Raw genomic sequence first — 24,124 nt, 5'->3', positions numbered from 1 at the left:
AAGTTATAACAGGATCAGTTTATCCTAATTATTACATCTGTATTTTACCTTTCTAAATAAAAAAATATCAAATCAATTAAAATAATAAAATCAAATCACTTCAGCGACAACGAATGTACTACCACCTATATAAATCATATCATTCACAGAAGCATTATTTTTGGCTGCAAGTAATGCTTTTTCTACAGAATCGAAAAAATGTTTGTCCTGTATATCTTCTGGAATTATTTGATACAGCTCATCAATATCATATTTACGTGGAACATTTGGTTGACAAAAATAATAAGTTGCCTTTTTTGGAAAAAACTGAAGAATTGACAAAACATCTTTATCATTCACAAATCCTAAAACTAAATGTAATTGATTGTACGCTTGTTCATTTATTTGTTTCGAAACTTCTGCTAAACCATGCGGATTGTGCGCTGTATCTGCAACAATTAATGGATGTTGTCCTAAAATATCCCAACGTCCGCGTAAATTTGTATTCTTTACAACATTCAATAAGCCATTTGTAATATTTTCAGAAGAAATTGTCCAACCTTGTTTTTGCAATTGTTCAATAGCGGTTAAAACGGTACGTTTATTTTTGATTTGATAAGAACCTTTCAAATCTGAAGGTAAATCTTGAAAATGTTTTTCTTCTGCAAAAATGATTTCAGCATTTCTATCTTTTGCAACTTGCTCAAAAACTGGTTTTGTCTCGGCTGTTGTTTCACCAATTACAACCGCAGTATTTGGTTTGATTATTCCAGCTTTTTCAAATGCAATTTTGTCCAATGTATCACCCAAAAATTGTGTATGGTCTAAACCAATGTTCGTAATCACAGAAAGTTCTGGTAAAATAATATTAGTTGAATCTAATCGTCCGCCCAAACCAGTTTCTATAATTGCGATATCTACATTTTGTTGTGCAAAATATTCGAAAGCCATCGCAATTGCTATTTCGAAAAAAGACGCTTTTTGATCGATGATTTTTTTTTCATGTTTACTTACAAAGTCAATCACAAATTCTTCATCAGCCATTGCTCCATTTACACGAATTCGTTCGCGAAAATCTTTGAGATGTGGAGAAGTTGTTAAACCTGTTTTGTACCCCGCTTCCTGAAAAATAGAAGCCAACATATGAGACGTACTTCCTTTACCATTTGTTCCTGCAATATGAACAGTTTTAAATTTAGTTTGAGGATTTCCCATATATTCGCATAAAGCTGTAATATTTGTTAAATCTGCTTTCATTGCTGATGCTCCAACACGTTGAAACATTGGTAAATTAGAAAATAACCAATCAATGGTTTCTTGATACGTTCTCATTTGTACAAAAATTTTACACGAAGTTACGGAATCATCTTCAAAAAAAAATCGAATTTCTCCGAAGAAAAATTCGATTCTATTATTTATGAATTGACTATTCTTAATCTGAATAATCTTGTTTTGTTGTTAATAATATTTTTAAAACAATAAATCCAACAATAGCAGCTGTTAACGAAGCTACTAAAATCATCAATTTCGCTTCATTTATATAGCTTGGGTCTTTGAAAGCTAACATCGAAACGAAAATGGACATTGTAAATCCAATTCCTCCCAAAATTCCAACTCCAAAAACTCGTTTGAAATTGACTGCTGTAGGTAATTCACACAATCCTAATTTAACCGCAATCCATGTAAATAATGTAATTCCGACTGGTTTTCCTACAACTAATCCTAAGAAAATCCCCGAAGCTAAAGGAATACTAAAATGCGCTAATCCTCCACCATCTATTGTAATTGCGGTATTTGCCAAAGCAAATAATGGTAGAATAATAAATGCTACTGGAATATGTAAAGCATGTTCCATTTTAGCTGAAAGTGATTTAGAATCGTCCTTATCAAATGGGATTGTAAATGCAACCAAAACTCCCGCAATTGTAGCGTGAATACCCGAATGCAACATAAACCACCAAACAGCAATCCCTCCAATGATATAAGGAATCATTGATTTTATTTTTAATTTATTTAAAGCGAAAAGACCTAACAAAATAGCAATTGCAATTCCGAATTGTGTAAAATCTAAAGGCAATTCAGGATTTGGATAAAATAATGCAATCACGACAATTGCTCCTAAATCGTCAATCACAGCTAATGCCGTTAAAAAAACTTTAAGAGACAATGGAACTCTATTCCCTAACATTGTAATAATTGCTACAGCAAACGCAATATCAGTCGCCATTGGAATACCAAAGCCATGTATGGTATCTGTTCCTTTGTTTGTTAAAAAGAATATAAAAGCTGGAATTAACATTCCTCCCAAAGCTGCAAAAACAGGTAAAATTGCTTTTTTTGTATTAGACAATTCACCTACAAAAACTTCGCGTTTTAATTCTAATCCAATTAAGAAAAAGAAAATAGCCATTAATCCATCGTTGATCCAATGTGCAAAAGAATGCCCGAATAGATCCAAATGCCAAAGGCTTTGGTAAGAATCAGCAAACATTGAATTGGCAACAATTAACGAAAATAGTGTACAGAAAATTAAAGTAATTCCGCCAGAAGTTTGGCTATGAATAAATTTTTGAAATAGTTTAGAAACAATCATTTTATTTTTTTTAATTTGGTAAAAATAATGAACTCGTTTTTAACCGCCTAATCTAAACGAAACAATAAGACCTAAATTATCATTTATATAATCTTTAAAATACTTTTTTGATACCAATTGCTAAAATTAAACATCTTTTCGATGATAAAAACGAATATGAAAGGTAAAATCAGCAAGAAATAATTATGAGATTGAATGATAAAAAAACTGCAAAACACTAAAAATCTAATATGTTCTAAATAAGGTACCCATCTTTTTTGTTCTAATTGTGCACCAATATTTATTAATGTTATCAAGACAAATGCAACGAAGAAACCTTTGGTTAAATTATCAAATTGATCAAAATAATATGTTAGAATACTCATCGCAAAAAACGATAAAATCAATTGTAAATTAATATAACCTTTGTATTTGAAATGATAACTATTCACTTTATTCTTAGACATCCATTTCTTTTCAATAATTGGTCTTATTTCCTGATCCATAACCGCTGGACTACCAAAATATATTGTCAATTTTTCTTTAATAGATGATTTTCTTCGAGCAGCTTCATACAACTCTAAATAATAATGAAAATGTTGCCACAAAAAACTGTAACTATTGATAGGATGAGTTAATCCATATCTTGGTTTTTCTTCTTCTTTCTGAAAAGTACCAAATAATTTGTCCCAAAAAACAAATACATCTCCATAATTTTTGTCCAAATATTTTTCGTCAGAAGCATGATGAACACCATGAAGAGAAGGCGTTATAAAAATATATTCAAGCCATTTTTGTTTCTCCAAAATCTGCGTATGCGTAAAAAAAGAATACACGCCATGAATCACTAAAATGGTCATTACTAAGTTTGGATGAAAACCAATAAAAGGCAAAATACACCAAAAAACATTGCGAACAATTGCTTGCAAAGTCGTGATACGAGCCGCAACCGTGAAATTGAATTCTTCGGATTGATGATGCACAATATGGGCTCCCCAAAAAATATTGACTTCATGTCCCAAACGATGATACCAATACCAAACAAAATCTGTCGCTAAAAGCATCACAACCCAAATCCACCAAGCATTTGAAATATCTAAAAGACGATAATTTTCGTAAATCCAAACATACAAATTGTAAAAACTTACCGTAATAAAAAGATTCAATAATCGTTCTGCAATTCCTATTGAAATATTAGAAACCGAACTTTCATATTTGTAGATATTCTTTAATTTCTTCTTTTTAACAACTACATATTCAAGCCATAAAAAAAGAAAAAAAGCTGGTAAAGCAAAAGCTAAATACTCGGGATGATTCATTTTTAAGCACTTAAAAATTGATTAATATGTTGATTAAAAAGTATCGGCTGCTCCATCATCGGCACATGACCACAATGATCGATATAAGCTAATTTTGCATTAGGTAAATGTGCAAAAAACTCTTCAGCAACATCTGGCGGTGTCACAATATCTTGTTTTCCCCAAACTAACAAAACTGGCTGATCTATTTTATGTAAAAGATGTTTCAAATTTTGTCGCTTTGCATCTCGCGCAATCGAAATTATAGACAAAGCTTTTGTAGGCGTATTAGCGGTCGAAAAAACATCATCTACCAATTCTTTTGTAACAACATTTTTTGTTTCAAAAACTTCTTCTACCTTATTTTTGATATACTCATAATCTCGCACACGTACAAAAGAAGCTTGTAAATTGTTTTCATATAAACCAGAACTTCCTGCTAAAATCAATTTATCAACCAAATTTGGATGCGCCAACGCATATAACAACGCAATATGTCCACCCAAAGAATTTCCAATTAATATTGGATTTTCAATTTTATTGGATTTAATATAATTTTCTAGAAATTGAACTAAATTTTGAAGTGAATTTCTTTTGAAATGAGTAGAAAATAAAGGAAAAGTTGGTGTATAAACATTGTAATTTTCTTCAAGATTCTTGATAACATTTCCCCAATTACTAAGGCTTCCAAATAAGCCATGAAGTAAAATAACATCTTTATTTTTCGAATATTTCATATCGCATTTATTCTTTGTTACCGAACAAATGTAAATAAAATATTTTTAAACTCTATTAATTATATAGATTTTATAGATTATATATAATTCCAGACGAATGGTCTTTGCTCGCTCCTGTTACAGATGCCAAACAATTTATTTCGTTATGAACACGTCGATATCCAAGGAATGCAAAAATTAAAGCTTCTTTAAAATCAATTAAATTATCAGTTGGAATGATGATTTCAACAGTTGATAATTCTCGTAAACGATTGATAAAAAATGAATTTCGAACTCCTCCTCCAGTTATCAACACATTGTTGATATCGTATAAAGCAAAGGTATTTTTAATTTGAATTACGAAATGCTCCACACAACTTCTCAGTTTATCTTCGGTAGGAATATCGTACTTATCAACAATTGTTAAAAACTCATTCGTTACCCATTCAAAACCTAATGATTTTGGGAAAGGTTGATGATAAAAATTCAGAAGGTTCAATTCTCCAACTAATGTAGTATTAATATATCCTTGTTCTGCTAATTCTCCATTTTTATCATATTCAAACCCGAGTTGTTTGGCATAATGATTCAAAACAATATTAATCGGACAAATATCAAACGCAATTCGTTTTCCATTTCTATTCATCGAAATATTCGAAAAACCTCCAAGGTTTAAACATGCATCATAGTTAGAAAATAATAATTCGTCTCCAATCGGAACCAAAGGGGCTCCTTGTCCTCCTAAAATAACGTCTTGTGTTCTGAAATCACACACCACTTTTTGTTGACAACGCGACGCTATTGCTGCACCGTTTCCTATTTGCAAAGTGAATGATTTCTGCGGTTGATGAAAAATAGTTTGCCCGTGAGATGCAACAAAATCTACTTTTCCAATCTTATTTTTATGAATAAATTCTTTTACTTTCTCCCCAAGAAAATAACCAAACTCTACATCTAATTGACATAAATCTATTGCCGAATATTGAAAAGCTTCTGTTAGTTTTTTTCGCCAATCAGATGAATAATCTATAGTTTCGGCAAGTAAAATTTCGAAATGTTGGTTATCATCAAATCGGACATAGCAAATATCCAAACCATCTAACGAAGTTCCAGACATTAAACCAATGCAAAAAGTAGGGTTTTTCATGCTGTAAATTTAATGAGAGAAATTGATAGTTTATTGGTTTAGAAATTAGAAATTTTGAAGAACTTAGAAAACTATTTTCATTTTTTCCTTGATGAAAAAACGAAACAAAAAAATCAAGACCTCAATAAATCGGCTAAAAATGATTCATTCTACGCGAAAAGATTTAAAAACCTATCGGTTAAATCTTTTTATCGCTTCGAATTTCTTCATTTTTTTACGCCTTTTTATTGAAAGGTCATTTGAAATTCCTTTGAATAAGTAAATTGGTTTTCAATTATTAATAAGGTATGATTCTGAAAAAAGTATAAATATTATTACTCAAAACTCAGAACTTATTACTCACAACTCGAGATGCGTTAGGGATAGGAGTGGAAATCCTTTGCGTGGAACGAAGCGATAGCGGAGTTACAAAGCAAAGATTGCAACGAATAGCCCGCCCGAAGGGAACGCCCAAATAATTAGAAAAATTGTTTTGATAATTCTTAGGTTATTGCGAATATATCAGTTAGAAATTCTAATGATAAAAGCTTATATTTGAAACACAATTAATACAAACAAAACATGGCACAAGATGTAATCTTCGATTTGATTGAAGAAGAAAAAGAAAGACAACTGAATGGAATTGAATTAATCGCGTCAGAAAACTTTGTTTCGGACAATGTAATGCGCGCGATGGGTTCTGTTTTAACAAATAAATATGCAGAAGGTTATCCTGGAAAGCGCTACTACGGTGGTTGCGAAGTTGTAGACGAAGTGGAAACTATTGCAATTGATCGTTTGAAAGCGTTGTTTAATGCGGAGTATGCAAACGTGCAACCTCACTCAGGATCTCAGGCAAATGCAGCTGTTTACTTAGCATGTTTGAAGCCAGGAGACAAGATCTTAGGATTCGATTTATCGCACGGAGGGCACTTAACTCACGGTTCTCCTGTTAATTTTTCTGGGTTAACTTACCAAACTTCTTTCTATGGAGTGGACAAAGAGACGGGAAGAATTGACTACGAAGCTATGGCAGAAACTGCTCGTAAAGAGAAGCCTCAAATGATAATTTGTGGTGCTTCGGCATATTCAAGAGACATAGATTATGCTAAATTTCGAGAGGTAGCTGATGAAGTTGGTGCTTTGTTATTAGCTGATATCTCGCATCCTGCTGGGTTAATCGCCCGCGGAATCTTAAACGATCCTATGCCTCATTGTCATATCGTAACGACGACAACTCACAAAACTTTACGTGGTCCTCGTGGTGGAGTCATTATGATGGGGAAAGATTTTGAGAACCCTTGGGGAGCAAAAACTCCTAAAGGTGAAGTGAAAATGATGTCTCAAATCTTGAACGGAGCAGTGTTCCCTGGTACACAAGGTGGGCCTTTGGAGCATGTAATCGCGTCTAAAGCTGTTGCTTTTGAAGAGGCTTTATCTGATGGTTATATGGACTATATTGTACAAGTTGTGAAGAATGCTAAGGCTTTAGCTGCGGCATTGGTTGCAAAAGGTTATGACATTGTTTCCGGAGGTACAGATAATCACTGTATGTTGATCGACTTACGTAACAAAGGTATTTCTGGGAAACAAGCAGAAAACGCTTTAGTTTCGGCAGAAATCACTTGTAACAAAAACATGGTTCCTTTCGATGATAAATCTCCTTTCGTTACATCGGGGATTCGTTTAGGTACGGCTGCTGTAACAACTCGTGGGTTGGTTGAAGCAGATATGCAAACTGTTACTGACTTGATTGACGAAGTATTAATGAATATTGATAACGAAGAAATCATTGATGGAGTTGCAGATCGTGTAAACGAGTTCATGTCTTCTCGCCCATTATTTCAAATGAAATAAGTAGAAACTAAGTTTCGATTATAACAATAGAAAAGTCCTGAGCATTGCTTAGGACTTTTTGTTTGATATAAAACGTCGAGACATTTTACCTAAAACCTCCTTAGGTTTTAGGTAAAATCACTTGACGTTTTTATTGAAATGTCTTGAGGAAATAATTTATTTCATTCTAACTTATAATAAGATTGAACTAATAAGAATTCTAATTAGATATATGATTACACAAATTATCATCCTGAATAAAGTAATAACTAAGTAGAAGTATTTCTTCAATACATATGTTAAAGAATAATTATTCAAAAGTGTTTTATAGATTTTTATTCCGAATGATAAATATAATTGTTAGAATCTATTAAAAGTTTTATTACTTCTTTATAATCTAAAGTAAACATTATAAAAAAAGCAACTTCGAGATGAAGTTGCTTTTCTATTTAAAATAATATAAGTCTTTGTTCTTACGCATTCAATGCTTCTGCACCACCAACGATCTCTAAGATCTCGTTTGTAATAGCAGCTTGACGAGCTTTGTTGTATTGAATTTTCAATCCTTTTTGTAATTCGCTTGCGTTGTCTGTTGCTTTATGCATTGCAGTCATACGTGCACCATGTTCAGAAGCGTTAGCATCTAATACGGCTTTGAATAATTGCGTTTTCAACGTTTGAGGGATTAAGTCTCTTAAAATTTCTTCTTTCGAAGGGTTGAAGATATAATCTAACTCTGCTGAATTGTTTGCTTCTTCTTCAGTTTTCTCTAAAACGACTGGTAAAAATTGTTCGTCTTGTACAATTTGAACAGCTGCATTTTGAAATTGATTGTAGATAATTCTGATTTGATCAAAGTTACCTGCAGTAAATTTCTCTACTAAATCGTCTGCAATTTCAGCTACATCTGCAAAATTTAAATTATCCCAAATGCTTGATGCATTTTTATAGATAGTTTGTGTTTTACTAAAAGTATCATTAGCTTTTTTACCAATTGCTAAAATCTCTACGTGTTTACTTGCTAATTCGCCAGCTAATAACGCATTTACTTTTTTGATGATGCTTGAGTTGTATCCTCCACATAAACCTCTATTTGAGTTAATAACGACTAAAAGTACTTTATTAACTTCGCGCTCTTCTGTTAATGCACCTCCTACTTCAGCTTCTAAAGTAGAACTTACATTTTCTAAAAGTTCACGTAATTTGTCTGCATAAGGACGTAACTGAACAATATTATCCGTAGCTTTCTTTAATTTTGCAGCAGAAACTAATTTCATAGCACTAGTAATCTGCATAGTAGAACCTACAGAAGTAATACGGTTACGTATATCTTTTAAATTTGGCATAAAATTCTGTTTGAAATGAAGGATAAATAAAAGCTTAAAAACTAATTTCTAAGCTTTTATTTTATTTTTATTAATATTTTGATGTTGTTTCTGTAACAACTTTCTTCAATACCTCTATAATTTCATCTGTCCATTTTCCTAAACGGATAGATGTTAAAGTATCAGCATATTTGTTTTTCATTAAATCAACAAAATCTGCTTGCCATTCTCTAACTTTATTTACAGGAACGTTTCTTAATAAACCGTTAGTACCTGCAAATATAATTGCTACTTGTTCTTCTACTGGAATTGGAGAGTTAACAGCTTGTTTTAATAACTCTACGTTACGCTCACCTTTACCAATAACACTCATTGTAGCTGCATCTAAATCAGATCCAAATTTAGCGAAAGCTTCTAACTCACGGTATTGAGCTTGATCTAATTTTAATGTACCTGATACTTTTTTCATTGGTTTTGTTTGTGCAGAACCACCAACACGAGATACAGAGATACCTACGTTGATCGCTGGACGAACACCTGAGTTGAATAAATCAGACTCTAAGAAGATTTGTCCATCTGTAATCGAAATTACGTTTGTTGGGATATATGCAGAAACGTCACCAGCTTGAGTTTCGATAATTGGTAAAGCAGTTAAAGAACCACCACCTTTTACGATACCTTTCATAGATTCTGGTAAATCATTCATTTGAGATGCAATTGCATCATCTTTGATTACTTTTGCAGCACGCTCTAATAAACGAGAGTGTAAGTAGAAAACGTCTCCAGGATATGCTTCACGTCCTGGTGGGCGACGTAATAATAAAGATACCTCACGGTAAGCAACAGCTTGTTTAGATAAATCATCATAAACAATTAATGCTGGACGACCAGAGTCACGGAAAAATTCACCAATAGCAGCACCAGACATTGGAGCATAAACTTGCATTGGAGCAGGATCAGATGCATTTGCAGCAACTACTACTGTATATTTATCTGCACCGTGGTCTTGTAATGTTTTCATGATTCCTGCAACTGTAGAACCTTTTTGTCCTACTGCAACATAGATACAGAAAACTGTTTCACCTCTATCGTAAAACTCTTTTTGATTTAAGATTGCATCTAAAGCAACAGAAGTTTTACCTGTTTGACGGTCACCGATGATTAACTCACGTTGTCCACGTCCAATTGGAATCATAGAGTCAATAGAAACGATACCTGTTTGTAATGGTTCGTTTACTGGTTGACGGTATAAAACTCCAGGAGCTTTACGCTCGATAGGCATTTCATATAATTGTCCTTCGATTGGTCCTTTACCATCGATAGGATTTCCTAACATATCTACAACACGTCCTAACATTCCTTCTCCTACGTTAATAGAAGCAATTCTGTTTGTACGTTTTACTGAGTCCCCTTCTTTAATTCCTTTTGAAGGTCCGAAAAGTACAATACCTACGTTATCTTCTTCAAGGTTTTGTACCATTCCTTCTAATCCGTTTGAGAATTCTACTAATTCTCCGTATTGAGCATTGTCTAACCCGTAAACGCGAGCAATACCATCCCCAACAGTTAGAACGGTTCCAACTTCTGCTAATTCAACTGCTGAATCAAAGCTAGATAGTTGTTGTTTTAATATAGCTGAAACTTCAGCTGGATTTATTTCTGGCATTTCTGAAATATTTAAAATTTAGGAATGTATTTTTATTTTGAAAAATCTTTTTTTAATGTAGCTAATTTTGTTTTGATTGATGAATCAATTTGAGTATTACCTATTTTCAAGATAAAACCACCGATTAAAGATACATCAATTTTATTTACTACATTTACTTGACTACCTGCTGCTAAAGTTTGTTTTGCTTTTGCAACAATGTTATCTATTGTTTTTTGATCTAACTGAACAGCTGAAGTAATTTCTGCTGTTACAATATTATTTGCAAGATTATAATTTGCAATGAACTGATCTGCTATTTTAGACAAGATATTTTCTCGTCCTTGTTTTACAACTAATGAAATAAATGTGTTCGTTGTTTTAGAAAAAGATTTAAAAATTTCTTTTAAAACAACTTCTTTTTTACTCGCTTCAATAATTGGAGAATTTAAAAATGATTTTAGATCATCACTCTCTTTAATTATTTTGCACACATCATTCATTTCAGCATATACAACATCTGCTTGATTAGTTTCATTAGCAAATTGCATCAAACTCTTAGCGTATCTTTGTGCTGCTCTGAATCCTGCCATGTTTAGTTAAATTTAACTTGATCAATAACATTATTAACTAAGTCTTCTTGAGCAGTTTTATCTGCTAATTCTTTCGTTAATATTTTTTCAGCAATTTCAATAGATAACTGTCCAACTTGATTTTTGATATCTGCCATAGCTGATACTTTTTCATTTTGGATAGCTGCTTTTGCGTTCTCAATTAATTTGTTAGCTTCTACAGATGCAGAATTTTTCGCCTCGTTGATGATATTTTCTTTCATTTCACGCGCTTCTTTTAAGATTGCATCACGTTCAGCACGAGCTTCTTTCATGATTTTCTCGTTTTGAGCGTTTAATAAAGCCATCTCTTCTTTCGCTTTTTTAGCTGCGTTTAATGCATCCTCGATAGATTGTTCTCTTTCTTTAACTGCAGATAGAATTGGTTTCCAAGCTAATGATCTTAACAATACTAATAAGATGATAAATACGACCGCAGTCCAAAAAATAAGACCAACTGAAGGTGTAATTAAATCCATTGTGTGTATGTATTAAATTTTATTTTCTAATTAATTTTTTAATGAATTAGCTTCAACAACCAACCGTTATTGAAGCTAATTTTAATTCAAATATTATCCGTTACCTAATAACGCAACTACGATACCAAATAAACCTGCACCCTCGATTAAGGCTGCTGCGATAATCATAGCTGTTTGAATTTTTGAAGCCGCTTCTGGTTGTCTAGCGATTCCTTCCATAGCTGATCCACCGATTTTACCGATACCTAAACCAACTCCTAAAACTGCTAAACCAGCTCCGATTGCTGCAATACTTCCTGTCATGATAATTGTATTTAATTATTAAAAAATTATTTTTATATTTCTTTGTTCTTAATGATGATCGTGTTCTGCTACTGCTGTTCCTATGAACAATGAAACTAACATAGTAAACACAAATGCTTGTAATGCCGCTACTAATAATTCTAAACAGTAGATAAATAATGCTAAAGGAATAGATCCACCTGCCATAGCTTCTGTTTGGAAAATAAAGATTAATGAAATTAACGACATAATAATGATGTGACCTGCTGTAATATTCGCAAATAAACGAATCATTAAAGCGAAAGGTTTCGTAATAATACCAACTAATTCGATTGGTGCTAAGATAATTTTTACTGGAACTGGTACTCCTGGCATCCATAACATATGTCCCCAGTAATCTTTATTTCCTGAAAAATTAATTACGATTAAAGCAATTAAAGCTAATACAAATGTTACTGCAATATTTCCTGTTACGTTTGCTGCACCTGGTAATAATCCTAATAAATTATTAATCCAAATAAAGAAGAATAACGTTAATAAATATGGCATGTATTTCGCATATTTCTTTTTACCAATATTAGGAATTGCTACTTCATCACGAACAAATAAAATAATTGGTTCTATAAATGATGCAATACCTTTAGGGACTAAATTTCCTTTTTTGTAGCTCGATGCAACAGCAGAGAAAATTAGAATTAATAAAACAAAAGATAAAAGCATTGAAGCTACATTTTTTGTAATAGAAAAATCTAAGGGTTTTTCATTCTGTAAATGAATAGCACCTTTCTCATCAACATGAGGCTCTATAGAACCTTCAGCATCAGTTTTGTATATCTTTTCATGAAAATTAATATAATAATTCCCATTACTTTCTACAACCTTTTCGTTGTGATGGAATTTAGAAGACATAAATACATTCAATCCATTGTTATCCCATAAGATAACTGGTAATGGAATTGAAACACTTTTCTCTCCTTCTCCCCAAAAATGCCAATCGTGTGCATCTGCTATATGGTGCATAATTACTGGCACCGGGTTAAATGTAGATTCACCAGACTTAACTTTAGCAGCTTCCTCGTGGTTTTTTGTCTCCTCACTTTTAACTAACTCTTCGAACGTTTTTGGTAACCCTTCATGATGAACTTCTGCTGAAGCAAATCCAATATTAAAAAGTAATAAAAACGCTAATAACGCTGAAAATTTCATGTATAATTCCTTTGTTTCTAAATTGCGTGCAAAATTATAGTAAATTAACCACTTACCAAAGTCAAATGCTAAAAATCATTAAACTTTTTTTAACTTTAAATTAATTAAGCGAATAAACACTAAAACTTCGGCTAGCAAAATTACAAAATAACTTATAATTAATTGCACAACATTTGATTTAATTTGTTCATTCACAACAATCAATGCTAATACAATTGCCATCTTCGCTATCATCCCTCCCATAAAGGCAAAACCAACATATTCTGGAAATTTTATCTTCACAAAACAACCAACTTGCAAAATCATTAATGTAATTAATCCAATTATTAAATACATTTTTGGAACAATTAGCGGATTTTCGCTAAAATTATAATGCTCAACAATTGCGTAATGAATACCACAAAAAATTGCAACCATTGCAATAAAAGAAAGTGCTAAAAGAATAAATTTCTTAATCATTAAAATTATTTTTTTGGTAATTGCTTCAACATCAAATATAATCCTGCAAAAACTCCCAGCAAAGATAAGCCAGCCGTCCATAATGGCTTGTCTGTTTCCATTTTTTTATCCAAAAAAGTTCCTAACCAAGCAAATAACGCAATCGTTACCGCCATCTGTATTCCCGTCGCAGAAAACTTTAAATATTGATTTACACCTTCGGACTTTCGTTCTTCTTTCATAAGTTTTATGTAATTTTGCAAAAAATTATTTCGTGGTAAAGATAGGAAACATAGAATTACCAGACTTCCCTTTATTGCTTGCACCGATGGAAGATGTGAGTGATCCGCCATTTCGTCGCCTATGCAAAATGCATGGAGCAGACTTGATGTATACAGAATTTATTTCTTCTGAAGGATTGATTCGTGATGCAATAAAAAGTCGTCAAAAATTAGATATTTTTGATTACGAACGTCCTATTGGTATTCAAATTTTTGGTGGAGACGAAGAAGCCATGGCAATGTCAGCTAAAATTGTAGAGACAGTTCAACCTGATATTGTTGACATCAACTTTGGATGTCCTGTAAAAAAGGTTGTTTGTAAAGGCGCTGGAGCTGGTGTATTAAAAGATATAGATTTAATGGTACGTTTAACAAAATCTGTTGTTGAAAGTACACATTTACCAGTTACTGTAAAAACGCGTTTGGGTTGGGATTCTGACTCGATCAACATTTATGAAGTTGCAGAACGTTTGCAAGAAACAGGTATCAAAGCTTTGTCAATTCACGGTCGAACACGTACACAAATGTATAAAGGAAATGCAGACTGGGAACCGATTGCAAAAGTAAAAGCTAATCCAAATATCGAAATTCCAATTTTTGGAAACGGAGATATAGATTCGCCTCAAAAAGCAATAGAATACAAAGAAAAATACGGTGTAGACGGTGTAATGATTGGTCGTGCGGCGATTGGTTACCCTTGGATTTTCGAGCAAATTAAACATTATCGAGAAACAGGTGAATTGTTACCAGAACCAACAATTGTAGAACGAATGGAAGCGGCTAAAAACCACTTAAATTGGGCGATTGATTGGAAAGGTGAACGTACAGGAATTTTAGAAACACGTATGCATTATACCAATTATTTCAAAGGAATTCCAAATTTCAAACCTTATCGCACAAAATTAGTTACACAAGATAATTTGGTTGATTTGGAAGCTACTTTCAAAGAAATTGAAGAAGAATTTATTCCGAAATTAGAAGAAATTTAATCGTTAGAAATAATTCATCTCTATAAAAAAATCCACCAATTACTTGGTGGATTTTTCATTTAAACTTGAGACTATAATTAATTACAATTATCTACAAGCAACACTTCTTCTGGATTCAGCATATCATATTTCATCAATACAACTTCGTCCACGTCTGCTCTAGATCGTAAAGTAACTTCGTAAACTTCATCATTCACAGGATATTGTATAGTTGCTTTCGGACGTTTAAATGTTCCGCTAGTTTCCACAACAACACCTTCTACACATTTCCCTGTTTTAGCTAATTGATCTTCTAATTGACTTTTCGAATATTGACTAAATCCGAATGCTGCAAGACCTAAAACTGCAATGACGATATAAAAATATTTTTTCATAGAATTAAAATTTAATGTTTCGTATTAGTTTTGTTTGAAACAAATTTAGATTCAATTCTATCGTTATAAAATCCCTATTATTAGCTAATTTTTAGTTTCGTGTTTGGTTTTCAGTGCATAAAGTGCAAAAGTTCCCAACCAATGACTCCCCATATAATCATCGTTCGAAATATTATTGAACGAGTAATTGAAATGATGATTTGCCCAATCATTCATATAATTTAACTCTGGTAATTTTGCAGAAATTTGATACAAAGCCGTTGCACGACTAAAATTCAAACCATCCAAATGAACCAATTGCCCATCCGTACGATCCGAAACAATTCCAGGTTTTAGCTCATGTTTTTTATCAAACAATTGTGGTAAAAATGATCTCAACCATTTTTTATATTCATCATGAGGATGAATTTTAGACATCAACAAAGCCTCTTCCAAACAAGCCGAAAGAAAATCTGATCCACTTGGTTCGAAAGCAATATTGCAACTTTTATCTTTTAAATAAAGACGATTTCCATTATCAGTAATCACTTTTTCGAATGTTTTATCATTCACAGAACGTGCATAATCTATCGCTAAACTCAAACCAAACGCCGTATTATCATGCGTTCCTGTACGAATTGGATAAACTAATTTCGGCAAATATTCTTTGTATCGAACAATAATCAAATCACTCAAAGGTTTCAGATTTTTTGCCCAAACTTGCGCATCTTTATCTTGCCAATTATTCAATTCCATTTGCAATTGTAACAACCAAGCCCAACCATAAGTACGCTCGAAATTCTTGTTATTTTTATCATTGAAAAAGGTCATTTCGACCGCAACATTTTCTGCTGTAATCAATTGATTTAACTCATTTCTAACCTGATTATTTTGATCCAATTCAGGAAAATCTTTCATCAATTTCACAATCGACCAAAATCCATGAACAGAAGAATGCCAATCAAAACAACCATAAAAAATTGGACGCAATTGCTTTGGCGTTTTCAAATCCTGATCACTTCCCAAAACATTTCCTAGTTTATTCGGATACTCAGTCTTGATACAATGCGTTGGTAATTCAAATATTTTTTTGGCTTGATCTAATTGTAATTCTTGCGCAAATGCAGTTGTCGTTAGTAAAGTTGTTAAATAGAGTAATTTTTTCATCAAAATGTTTTTACCAAATTACTAATTTTTATTCGAGTCCAGGAATTTTTTCAATTCTTCTTTTGTTTGTAAACTTTCAGGAAAATTTTTCAGATTTTGTTCAAAAAACTGTTTTGCTAAATCCGTTTTCTTTTGTTTTACCAGATAATTTGCAACATTGTTGATATACGTTTCTGTTGGTTGAAAAGAATAATTCAACTTTCTAGAAATCGATTCAAACGAATCTTTTACCAAATTTGGTTGATTCGGAATCTCTTTAATATTCACACGATAACCATCAAACTGCCAAAGCAAATAATCAATCGAGCCAATCATTGGAACCGAACCATGTTATTCGCCAACATATTGTTTGTAATGATAATTCAACGATTTATTCTTTGATAATTTCAAACGTTCATCCACCTTTTTTATGCTTTGATAATGATCGCGTAAATGATTTGTATTTTGACTTTCTCCGACTTGCGTAATCATCAAAAATCGATTCTCGAAAGAATGATTTTCTAAGTTTTGATAAAGATTCAATAATTCTTTGTCATTAAACCAAATACTTGGATCGTGCGCAACATATCCATTGAAAGTTTTGGGGTGATTGTACAAGGTTTTCAACGCAAAATAGCCACCCAAAGAATGTCCAATTAACAAACGAAAATCATTCACACGATAATTTTTCTGCATAAAAGGAAACAATTCAGTTTGAATAAAATTGAGGAAATTAACATCATTCACATGTGTAAAATCTTTTGTTCGATCACCATTTTTATTTGTAATTCCAACAATAATCGATTCGGGCATTTCCGGATAAAAACCAGATTGAAATTTAGAAACTACGCCTGTTAAAATGTAAAATTAGATTCGGCATCTAACACATAAATCACTGGATAATTTACTTTTTGAAGTTTATTATTGGTATACGACTCGGGAAGATTCACCCAAATTTCTCGTTCAGTATTTAAGATTTTAGAATTTATTTTTTGAATTTCACCAATTGATAATTTTTCTTGCGAAAAACCGATTTGAAAGAAAATCAAACAAAATAAAAGTAGGAATTTTTTCATGTATAAAATTTTCCTAAAAATAGCTATTTAGAATTATTCTACACAAATGATTTTGGACAGAAAAAACGACCTCATCATGAAGTCGTTTTTCTGTATAATTTGTATTTTTTTAACTAAAAATATTCCATTTCAAGCCAAGTTGAAATTTGAAATCTCGGTACGGAACATTTGGTGCTGCAAAATAATCAGGTTGTTTTGTAAACGACGCATTGATATGCTCACCACGAATGTAAAAACGCATATTACGAACCTTGAAATTGATAAAAACATCCAAAATAGGATAACCACCAATCTCTTGTATACTTGCTGGATCTTGCAATGCAAATTCGTTCAGAATTGGGATGTAACGCAAACCATTGTATTTCGTAAAATATGTTGCATTAATACCAGCTTGTAATTGAGCATTCTTATTGAATAATTCTCCTTGCCAATACAATGTTTCACGAATTAAGAAATCTGGCAAAGGCATATATTCTTCGTTTTTCGTTACTTTTTGATATTGCGCTGTCGAAACCAAATTAATCTTTCCGAAACGTAAATGATTTTCACCTTTTATCTTGAAATAATTAATATTATCCGTCAATTGTTTATAAACCAACAATTCGTTTAAATATACTTTATTGTCAATATTATAAATTGAGGCTTCTAAGGTTGTATTAACTTTATCTAACTTTAACTTTGCAAAAATATTTTGAACATTTTCTGTTTCAAATTTATTAACGTAGTTAAAATTATTAAAGAAACTTTGATTGTAAACTGCATTCAACGAAGGAAGTTTTGACTGAATAACCGCTCCAGCACTCAATGTATAACCTTCTATAGGCGTCACATCTAAAACCGCATCTACATTGTAAACACTTTTGTAATTATCAGATTGCAGATATTCAACATTTCCGTAAAGTTTCAATTTTTCATTCCAATCAAAATCCACTTTTCCAAGAACTCCAAAAAGATTTTCCTCTATTTGCTTTGGAACTGCAATAATCGTCATGGCTTGATCAGCAAAAACGCGCAAATTCTGGAATTTAACACCAGCCTCTATCTTCACACGATCTGTCCACTGAAAACCAGCAGTTGTCGTATTGGATAAATCTGTAAAACTCTTTTTACTTCTATAATCCATTCCTGTAATAATCGATGTAGAATATAAAGTTCCGTTTGGTGACGTATCCTCGTAGCGATATTTTTGTTTTTCGTACGAAAATTTATTCTTCAATTCGATTGGATTATAAAAAGTTGAATCTTTTATATTCATCTTTTTTAAGATTCCGTACGAAGCATTCAATTCAATTCGACGTGCATCAAACTCAGATTTTGCTGTTTGTGAATTCACGGGAATATTACGAACATTCGTCATTCTGCGCTCATCTTGTAAAATAAAATCGTTGATATCCTCTATTCCACCGTTCTCATTATTTTTCAGATTTTGTGCTGCATAGTTCCACCACAATTTGAAACGTTCCGATTTTGTTTTATAATTTGATGAAAAAACGAAGGTATTATTCTGCGCTTTTTCGTTCTTGTAACGACCTTCGGAAATTAATCCACGATAATGAAACGTATAATTGAATTGCTTGTTGATATTATGCGAAAATGTCGAAGACAAAAAGTTACCTTCTTTTACACCATTCTCGTAAATAAACTCAGTATATGGCGTTTTGACATCATAATATTTGATATCATTTGCGTAATAATAGTTGTATTTTTTACCAGTTGGTAACATCGACGGATTGAATGGTGTATTTTGATACTCCAAATCCACCACTACACCTCCAACATTCGGGAAAAATAATTTTCCAAACGCATCTTTGCGAATAAAATTTTGATTATAATAGTTTTTGATACTTAATGTCGTATCCAATACTTCTGGTTTTCTACCATTTGTCCAAAACTTATAATCGTCAATTTTGGTTTTATAATATGTAACCGAATCATTTGTTGATGATCCTTTTAATGGTTTTAAAACTTTTATCGAATCCTCTTGAGCCTGTGCTACAATAGCTCCTAATAAAAATAAACCAATGATTGTTTTTTTCATCCTGTTGAATAAATCCTTACAAAAGTAATCTAAAATTGAGAGATACAAAAAAACCCACTTATTTCTAAGTGGGCAAATGTTATAAAAATGTTTAATTCGTTAGTTTATTACCAGCCTGGATATTGCTTCACCTCAGGAGCTCTATCTAATTCTCCAATTGGAATAGGAAAAACAAACAACTTATCATTTGCAGAAACTTCGCAAATATTTCCATTACAATTTGAAGTTTTAACAATAGGCAAATTATTTCTTTTTAAATCATAAAACCTCAGTCCTTCTCCAATAAATTCTTTTTGTTTCTCAGTTAAAATATCAGTAATAATATCATCTCCTTTATAAACTGAACTTTTTCTTGTTAATGCAAACTCGTTTAATAAAGTTAATGCTTCAGACTTTCTTCCTAACTTCGCTAGCGCTTCCATTTTAATGAATAATAGTTCAGTCATACGAAATACTTTTACATTTGCTGTATTAGCCCCTTCAGATGTTGACTGAGGAACCTTTTTTAACCAAACACCTTTTGGATCATCTACAGTAGGAGCTTGAGCTGTTTGAAACAAAGAAAGTCGTACATCTTTAGTACTATTCATAGTATTGTATAAAGATGTTCTCATCATCAACCTTCTTTTAGATGCATTGAAGGTATAATACTGACCAGGATGAGTATTAATTCCTAAATTAGATATAGATGTTTGAGAAATTTCAAAAATTGTTTCTGGTTGATTTTCTAACAAACTTATTTCTTTTGAAGTAAAATAATTAACTAAACCACTAGCTTCTATCATTGAAAAATTTGATGATGACTTTAAAATATCATCAACTAAATCAATTGATTTTTGATAGTCTCCAGACTTACCTCTAGTTAAATATACTTTAGACAACAAATACTTTCCTGCAGTTGCACTTAAATAAATTTTATCCTGACGACTTGAATTAGCCATCCCTTCAATTCCTTCGGTTAAATCTCTAATAATAAAATCATATACTTCATCGATAGTTGACCTACCAACTGTTTTTTGAGGATCGTAAATATCATTTTTAATAGGAATACCATACTCTTGATTAACACCAGATGTAGGATTTGGAGAAAAACCTTGTACAAGGTAGAACATTGCTAATGCTCTTGCTATTTTAGCCTCTCCTTTCAAACTTAAGACATTAACATTTATCGGAACATTTGTATCATTCAATACTAAATTGGCTTGCTGAACGACCTCATATAAACCTCTATATTGTCCAAATGGAGAATTACCTGAATGCCACGCAAAAGCAGCAGTATTAACATAGGCTATATCTCCTGCAGCATTCGATACAAAAATATTATCTGATAATAGTTCTCCTTGTATTAAAATATCTGCTCCAAAATTAGATCCACTCCCTAATTTTGGATAAATACCTTGCACAACCTGAGCCATTTGATCTTCGTTCTTTAAATTACCATCATAGACATCCCCTATCTCAGGTATAAGATCAAGTCTATCCTCACTACAAGAACTCAATAGAATAGGTACAATAAATAATAATCTATAAATATGTTTTTTCATTTTTTTATTTTTTAAAAGTCAATAGAAATACCTAATGATACACTTTTCATAATAGGAGATGTGTAATCATACATTCCCTTTCCATAAGCACCTCCTGCTGCATTTGAATTAGACTCAGGATCAAAAGTTAAGTCTTTATCAAAAACATAAATCCATAAGTTTGTACCTTTTGCATAAATTGTGAAATTATCTATACCCGTACTTTTCTTAAAGAGATCATTAAAACTATATGCAAATTTTATATCTTTTAATCGAATATGATCTCCTTTTCTCAACCAACGAGTAGAAGGCTCATAAGATCCTGTTGTGTTGAATAACATTTGTTTTGGATTATCTGCTTTTGTATTTGTTTCTGTCCAAGAGTTATATAAAACATCTTTAGTTTGATTATAATAAATGCTATTACCATCACTTGTAACATAATTCTGCCAACGATTCATGACAGAAAACTTGAACTGTCCTGTAAAGAATACAGAAAGAGTAAAGCCTTTATATGTGAAATCATTTTTTAAACTTGCTAAATATTTTGGAAATGGAGAATCTTTTTGCCAAATTCTACTTGCTTGACTATATTTACTAGCATTATCTAAAATAACTTTTTCAGTTCTTGATTCATCCTTCCAGATAGTTCCATACCCTGTTGCTTCATCTACTCCAGCCCATTCATAAGTATAATATTGTAAGTATTCTTTACCTACACTAAGAGCTCTTAAACTTGATCTATCTATTTGATCAGGATTTGCAAGTTTTGTAACTTTATTTTTATTATAAGAAGCATTTCCATAAATATTCCATCTAAAATGTTCTCCATTTACAGGTAAATAATTAAAACTCAACTCAATTCCTCTATTCGTTATTTCTCCAATATTAGTCAAAAAACTTCCTGGACTTCCATTTTGAGGTGCTATTGGAGTAGTATATATAGCAGATGCTGTTTTTCTTTGATAAGCATCTACTGAAAGTGTTAATTTATCTTTAATAAAACCAAAATCTAGACCTACATTAAACTGTTTACTTACTTCCCAAGCTAAATTATCATTCTTAGCATTACTTAAATAAATTGTAGCATCATCTCCTGTATAACTACTTATTCCTAACAAATTCAATGAATTATACACACTTCCCCATGAGTCCGCATATGGAATATTCCCTATTTCACCATAATTCGCTCTTAAAATCAACTTACTAAAGGGTGATGAATCCCAGTCTTTTGTTACATTCCAAGACCCTCCTACAGACCAAAATACTCCAGATTTTTTAAACTTTCCTAATGTCGAATTTGAATCTCTTCTTAACTGAGCAGAAAATGTATACTTCCCATCCAAAATATAATTTAATCTTGAAAAGTACGAGATTTGAGTCCATTTTAATACATCTTCATCTGCACTTCTTCTTTCTGTTCCATATGTTAAAAAAGGTCTAGGTTCTGATAATTTACCTACAGATGCTGACGAAATTGTATAATTATGCTCTTGATACTCCATTCCTACATAGGCTTGAATATCATGTCTATCATTCACTTTTTTTCTAAAACTAACAGAATTTTGCCAGTTCCAATCAAAAATATTTGTAAAGGATTGCTGAACTACTCCTCCATATGTTAATCCATCTGCAATACGAGGATCCCAGTACATTTTCTCTTCTAATTTCTGACTTTGTGCTCCAAATAAAGAATACAAATAGAAATCTTTAGCAAACTGCCACTCTCCATTAACGGATCCTAAAAAAGTTTCAATACGACCTTTAGTAAAATCCATCTCCTGAATAGCTAGAGGATTAAAATTACTATTACTAGGTCCTAAATTATCTTGATTATAAGTACCATCTGCATTATATGCTGGATAAATTGGAGATATATACCAATTCGTTAACCAAGGATTTCTATAAGCTCCACCATCATCTATAGAATTTCGTTTAACATTTGTATAATTAACATTTAATCCAAAAGTAAATTTATCTTCTATTTTATGATCAATTGCAGTACTTAAACTCATTCTATCAAAATATGAATTTAAAATCAAAGGATTATTCTCGTAATAAGAAGCTCCAAATCTATAAGAAGTATTCTCTCCTCCTCCTGTCATTGCAAAATTATAAGTCTTAACAGAAGCTGTATTACGTTGAACACGTTTCTGCCAATTTTCATCTGTCACTCCATCATAACTAACAAGAGTTGAAAAAGCCTTTACAGCATCATCCATCGAAGTAAATGATCCTGAATTATATTCCATCAATCCTCCCCACTTAATATATTCAGAAGCACTCATCCATTCTTGCTTATCATAAGCAATAGACTGAAATGCCATATCAGTACCTATATTAAATCTTGTCTTTTGATTATATTTTCCCCTTTTTGTAGTTACAACAATAACTCCATTTGCTCCCCGTGCTCCATACAGAGCTGTAGCTGAAGCATCCTTCAAAACTGCAACAGATTCTATCATATTAGGATCAATAGCTGCTAATGGATTCCATGATTCCATTAAACCTGCATTATCTGAACCTTTACCTACAACAATCCCATCAATTACATATAAGGGATTAGGCGTTCCAATCAAAGAACCTACCCCTCTAATTGTAATAATATTTGTAGATCCAGGATCTCCAGAGTTAGTAGAAAAAACAAGCCCAGATACTCGTCCATTCAACACTTCATCTATTGAAGCAGTTGGAGCTAATTCAAAATCTTCTTTTTTTACAATATCATAAGCTCCAATTTTTTGAGCTGCATCCATCTTGATTCCTCCTACTAAAGTAACAGTATTTAATTCAATACTACTAGATGCTTTTGTAATAAACTTCACATCTCCCAATGTTGTAGAAGTAACTTTTATCGTTTTTTCTTCTCCATTAGAGTCAATAATTTTTAATGTATCACCAACTTTTGCATCTACATTGAAGTTTCCGTTTCCATCAGTAAAAACCGAAGTTCCTGTTCTTGTAACAATAACCTCAGCTTCTTCCATTGGAAAACCATTTGAGTCTTTTAAAACTCCTTTTACTTGGGCATAAGCTAAACCTCCCATCAAAAACATTGATAGAATACCCAAAGAAGTAAACCTTCTCCTCATATTATGTTAATTTTTAGTGCTAATTATAACAAATATGATAAATAAATACTTATAATGCAAATATTTTGTTAAATTTTATTTAAACAAAACAAAAAAACCACTTATTTCTAAGT

At 32.0% G+C, this 24,124-nt stretch carries 23 protein-coding genes; 2 read left to right on the top strand and 21 right to left on the bottom strand.

What is annotated here, in order from left to right; all coding sequences use genetic code 11:
• Positions 1 to 90: 90 nt before the first annotated feature.
• The 5 genes from B3J26_RS01835 to B3J26_RS01815 all read right to left on the bottom strand — a co-directional run bounded on the left by B3J26_RS01835 (position 91) and on the right by B3J26_RS01815 (position 5,712).
• On the bottom strand, positions 91 to 1,311 hold the full coding sequence (locus B3J26_RS01835; RefSeq protein ID WP_291072944.1) for a bifunctional folylpolyglutamate synthase/dihydrofolate synthase: 1,221 nt from the start codon (positions 1,309 to 1,311) through the stop codon (positions 91 to 93).
• A gap of 100 nt (positions 1,312 to 1,411) precedes the next feature.
• Positions 1,412 to 2,572: a Na+/H+ antiporter NhaA gene (nhaA, locus tag B3J26_RS01830; protein WP_291072943.1), complete on the bottom strand. Its 1,161-nt coding sequence runs from the start codon at positions 2,570 to 2,572 to the stop codon at positions 1,412 to 1,414.
• A gap of 83 nt (positions 2,573 to 2,655) precedes the next feature.
• A complete protein-coding gene (locus B3J26_RS01825; RefSeq protein WP_291072941.1) occupies positions 2,656 to 3,870 on the bottom strand; it encodes a sterol desaturase family protein in 1,215 nt (404 codons plus the stop codon).
• Between the two features lie 2 nt (positions 3,871 to 3,872).
• Entirely contained in the window at positions 3,873 to 4,586 is a 714-nt protein-coding gene (locus tag B3J26_RS01820) for an alpha/beta fold hydrolase (protein WP_038335162.1), read from the bottom strand.
• 70 nt (positions 4,587 to 4,656) lie between these two features.
• Positions 4,657 to 5,712 carry an anhydro-N-acetylmuramic acid kinase gene (locus B3J26_RS01815; RefSeq protein ID WP_114997862.1) on the bottom strand — a complete coding sequence of 352 codons (1,056 nt, stop codon included), beginning with the start codon at positions 5,710 to 5,712 and terminating at the stop codon, positions 4,657 to 4,659.
• A gap of 561 nt (positions 5,713 to 6,273) precedes the next feature.
• Here B3J26_RS01815 and glyA point away from each other — a divergent pair.
• Positions 6,274 to 7,548, top strand: coding sequence for a serine hydroxymethyltransferase (glyA, locus tag B3J26_RS01810; protein WP_291072940.1), 1,275 nt, complete (start codon positions 6,274 to 6,276; stop codon positions 7,546 to 7,548).
• 452 nt (positions 7,549 to 8,000) lie between these two features.
• On the opposite strand, the gene atpG is transcribed toward glyA, so the two are convergent.
• The 8 genes from atpG to B3J26_RS01770 all read right to left on the bottom strand — a co-directional run bounded on the left by atpG (position 8,001) and on the right by B3J26_RS01770 (position 13,755).
• Entirely contained in the window at positions 8,001 to 8,873 is an 873-nt protein-coding gene (gene atpG, locus B3J26_RS01805; protein WP_291072938.1) for an ATP synthase F1 subunit gamma, read from the bottom strand.
• A gap of 70 nt (positions 8,874 to 8,943) precedes the next feature.
• Positions 8,944 to 10,518, bottom strand: coding sequence for a F0F1 ATP synthase subunit alpha (gene atpA / locus B3J26_RS01800; protein WP_291072936.1), 1,575 nt, complete (start codon positions 10,516 to 10,518; stop codon positions 8,944 to 8,946).
• A gap of 32 nt (positions 10,519 to 10,550) precedes the next feature.
• The gene (gene atpH, locus B3J26_RS01795; RefSeq protein WP_125350590.1) at positions 10,551 to 11,090 is read right to left on the bottom strand and encodes an ATP synthase F1 subunit delta; all 540 of its coding nucleotides are present in this window, start codon (positions 11,088 to 11,090) and stop codon (positions 10,551 to 10,553) included.
• 2 nt (positions 11,091 to 11,092) lie between these two features.
• On the bottom strand, positions 11,093 to 11,587 hold the full coding sequence (locus tag B3J26_RS01790) for a F0F1 ATP synthase subunit B (RefSeq protein ID WP_291072933.1): 495 nt from the start codon (positions 11,585 to 11,587) through the stop codon (positions 11,093 to 11,095).
• A 93-nt stretch (positions 11,588 to 11,680) separates the two neighbouring features.
• On the bottom strand, positions 11,681 to 11,890 hold the full coding sequence (atpE, locus tag B3J26_RS01785) for an ATP synthase F0 subunit C (protein WP_013598300.1): 210 nt from the start codon (positions 11,888 to 11,890) through the stop codon (positions 11,681 to 11,683).
• A 48-nt stretch (positions 11,891 to 11,938) separates the two neighbouring features.
• Positions 11,939 to 13,075 carry a F0F1 ATP synthase subunit A gene (gene atpB, locus B3J26_RS01780; protein WP_291072931.1) on the bottom strand — a complete coding sequence of 379 codons (1,137 nt, stop codon included), beginning with the start codon at positions 13,073 to 13,075 and terminating at the stop codon, positions 11,939 to 11,941.
• Between the two features lie 78 nt (positions 13,076 to 13,153).
• Positions 13,154 to 13,534 (bottom strand): hypothetical protein, encoded by a 381-nt coding sequence (locus tag B3J26_RS01775; protein WP_114997874.1) that lies wholly within the window; start codon positions 13,532 to 13,534, stop codon positions 13,154 to 13,156.
• Between the two features lie 5 nt (positions 13,535 to 13,539).
• Entirely contained in the window at positions 13,540 to 13,755 is a 216-nt protein-coding gene (locus B3J26_RS01770) for an AtpZ/AtpI family protein (RefSeq protein WP_114997876.1), read from the bottom strand.
• Positions 13,756 to 13,787: 32 nt separating this feature from the next.
• Here B3J26_RS01770 and dusB point away from each other — a divergent pair, with 32 nt between their 5' ends.
• A complete protein-coding gene (gene dusB, locus B3J26_RS01765) occupies positions 13,788 to 14,783 on the top strand; it encodes a tRNA dihydrouridine synthase DusB (RefSeq protein WP_114997879.1) in 996 nt (331 codons plus the stop codon).
• A gap of 77 nt (positions 14,784 to 14,860) precedes the next feature.
• Here the strand turns inward: dusB and B3J26_RS01760 are convergent, their stop codons facing one another.
• From B3J26_RS01760 to B3J26_RS01725, 8 genes are all read right to left on the bottom strand, one after another.
• Positions 14,861 to 15,157, bottom strand: coding sequence for a hypothetical protein (locus tag B3J26_RS01760; RefSeq protein ID WP_114997882.1), 297 nt, complete (start codon positions 15,155 to 15,157; stop codon positions 14,861 to 14,863).
• Positions 15,158 to 15,241: 84 nt separating this feature from the next.
• The gene (locus B3J26_RS01755) at positions 15,242 to 16,303 is read right to left on the bottom strand and encodes a DUF2891 domain-containing protein (protein WP_291072928.1); all 1,062 of its coding nucleotides are present in this window, start codon (positions 16,301 to 16,303) and stop codon (positions 15,242 to 15,244) included.
• Between the two features lie 21 nt (positions 16,304 to 16,324).
• Complete coding sequence (locus B3J26_RS01750) at positions 16,325 to 16,618, bottom strand: hypothetical protein (RefSeq protein ID WP_291072927.1); 294 nt, start codon at positions 16,616 to 16,618, stop codon at positions 16,325 to 16,327.
• A gap of 15 nt (positions 16,619 to 16,633) precedes the next feature.
• The gene (locus tag B3J26_RS01745) at positions 16,634 to 17,095 is read right to left on the bottom strand and encodes an alpha/beta hydrolase (RefSeq protein WP_291072926.1); all 462 of its coding nucleotides are present in this window, start codon (positions 17,093 to 17,095) and stop codon (positions 16,634 to 16,636) included.
• A 41-nt stretch (positions 17,096 to 17,136) separates the two neighbouring features.
• Complete coding sequence (locus tag B3J26_RS01740; protein ID WP_291072924.1) at positions 17,137 to 17,358, bottom strand: hypothetical protein; 222 nt, start codon at positions 17,356 to 17,358, stop codon at positions 17,137 to 17,139.
• Between the two features lie 109 nt (positions 17,359 to 17,467).
• Positions 17,468 to 19,396, bottom strand: a complete 1,929-nt coding sequence (locus B3J26_RS01735) for a putative porin (protein ID WP_291072922.1) — start codon at positions 19,394 to 19,396, stop codon at positions 17,468 to 17,470.
• A 107-nt stretch (positions 19,397 to 19,503) separates the two neighbouring features.
• Positions 19,504 to 20,940: a RagB/SusD family nutrient uptake outer membrane protein gene (locus B3J26_RS01730; RefSeq protein ID WP_291061149.1), complete on the bottom strand. Its 1,437-nt coding sequence runs from the start codon at positions 20,938 to 20,940 to the stop codon at positions 19,504 to 19,506.
• Between the two features lie 11 nt (positions 20,941 to 20,951).
• The gene (locus B3J26_RS01725) at positions 20,952 to 24,011 is read right to left on the bottom strand and encodes a SusC/RagA family TonB-linked outer membrane protein (protein ID WP_291072920.1); all 3,060 of its coding nucleotides are present in this window, start codon (positions 24,009 to 24,011) and stop codon (positions 20,952 to 20,954) included.
• Positions 24,012 to 24,124 lie beyond the last annotated feature (113 nt).

The organism is Empedobacter sp. UBA5987, assembly GCF_002429865.1.
In the GTDB taxonomy this organism is placed as follows: domain Bacteria; phylum Bacteroidota; class Bacteroidia; order Flavobacteriales; family Weeksellaceae; genus Empedobacter; species Empedobacter falsenii_B.
This window is presented reverse-complemented; position numbering and strand designations above follow the sequence as displayed.

Bases quoted from the DNA above. Each gene is read 5' to 3' on its own strand.
- B3J26_RS01835 (WP_291072944.1), bottom strand. From the start codon at position 1,311: ATGAGAACGTATCAAGAAACCATTGATTGGTTATTTTCTAATTTACCA.
- nhaA (WP_291072943.1), bottom strand. From the start codon at position 2,572: ATGATTGTTTCTAAACTATTTCAAAAATTTATTCATAGCCAAACTTCT.
- B3J26_RS01825 (WP_291072941.1), bottom strand. From the start codon at position 3,870: ATGAATCATCCCGAGTATTTAGCTTTTGCTTTACCAGCTTTTTTTCTT.
- B3J26_RS01820 (WP_038335162.1), bottom strand. From the start codon at position 4,586: ATGAAATATTCGAAAAATAAAGATGTTATTTTACTTCATGGCTTATTT.
- B3J26_RS01815 (WP_114997862.1), bottom strand. From the start codon at position 5,712: ATGAAAAACCCTACTTTTTGCATTGGTTTAATGTCTGGAACTTCGTTA.
- glyA (WP_291072940.1), top strand. From the start codon at position 6,274: ATGGCACAAGATGTAATCTTCGATTTGATTGAAGAAGAAAAAGAAAGA.
- atpG (WP_291072938.1), bottom strand. From the start codon at position 8,873: ATGCCAAATTTAAAAGATATACGTAACCGTATTACTTCTGTAGGTTCT.
- atpA (WP_291072936.1), bottom strand. From the start codon at position 10,518: ATGCCAGAAATAAATCCAGCTGAAGTTTCAGCTATATTAAAACAACAA.
- atpH (WP_125350590.1), bottom strand. From the start codon at position 11,090: ATGGCAGGATTCAGAGCAGCACAAAGATACGCTAAGAGTTTGATGCAA.
- B3J26_RS01790 (WP_291072933.1), bottom strand. From the start codon at position 11,587: ATGGATTTAATTACACCTTCAGTTGGTCTTATTTTTTGGACTGCGGTC.
- atpE (WP_013598300.1), bottom strand. From the start codon at position 11,890: ATGACAGGAAGTATTGCAGCAATCGGAGCTGGTTTAGCAGTTTTAGGA.
- atpB (WP_291072931.1), bottom strand. From the start codon at position 13,075: ATGAAATTTTCAGCGTTATTAGCGTTTTTATTACTTTTTAATATTGGA.
- B3J26_RS01775 (WP_114997874.1), bottom strand. From the start codon at position 13,534: ATGATTAAGAAATTTATTCTTTTAGCACTTTCTTTTATTGCAATGGTT.
- B3J26_RS01770 (WP_114997876.1), bottom strand. From the start codon at position 13,755: ATGAAAGAAGAACGAAAGTCCGAAGGTGTAAATCAATATTTAAAGTTT.
- B3J26_RS01760 (WP_114997882.1), bottom strand. From the start codon at position 15,157: ATGAAAAAATATTTTTATATCGTCATTGCAGTTTTAGGTCTTGCAGCA.
- B3J26_RS01755 (WP_291072928.1), bottom strand. From the start codon at position 16,303: ATGAAAAAATTACTCTATTTAACAACTTTACTAACGACAACTGCATTT.
- B3J26_RS01750 (WP_291072927.1), bottom strand. From the start codon at position 16,618: ATGATTGGCTCGATTGATTATTTGCTTTGGCAGTTTGATGGTTATCGT.
- B3J26_RS01745 (WP_291072926.1), bottom strand. From the start codon at position 17,095: ATGCCCGAATCGATTATTGTTGGAATTACAAATAAAAATGGTGATCGA.
- B3J26_RS01740 (WP_291072924.1), bottom strand. From the start codon at position 17,358: ATGAAAAAATTCCTACTTTTATTTTGTTTGATTTTCTTTCAAATCGGT.
- B3J26_RS01735 (WP_291072922.1), bottom strand. From the start codon at position 19,396: ATGAAAAAAACAATCATTGGTTTATTTTTATTAGGAGCTATTGTAGCA.
- B3J26_RS01730 (WP_291061149.1), bottom strand. From the start codon at position 20,940: ATGAAAAAACATATTTATAGATTATTATTTATTGTACCTATTCTATTG.
- B3J26_RS01725 (WP_291072920.1), bottom strand. From the start codon at position 24,011: ATGAGGAGAAGGTTTACTTCTTTGGGTATTCTATCAATGTTTTTGATG.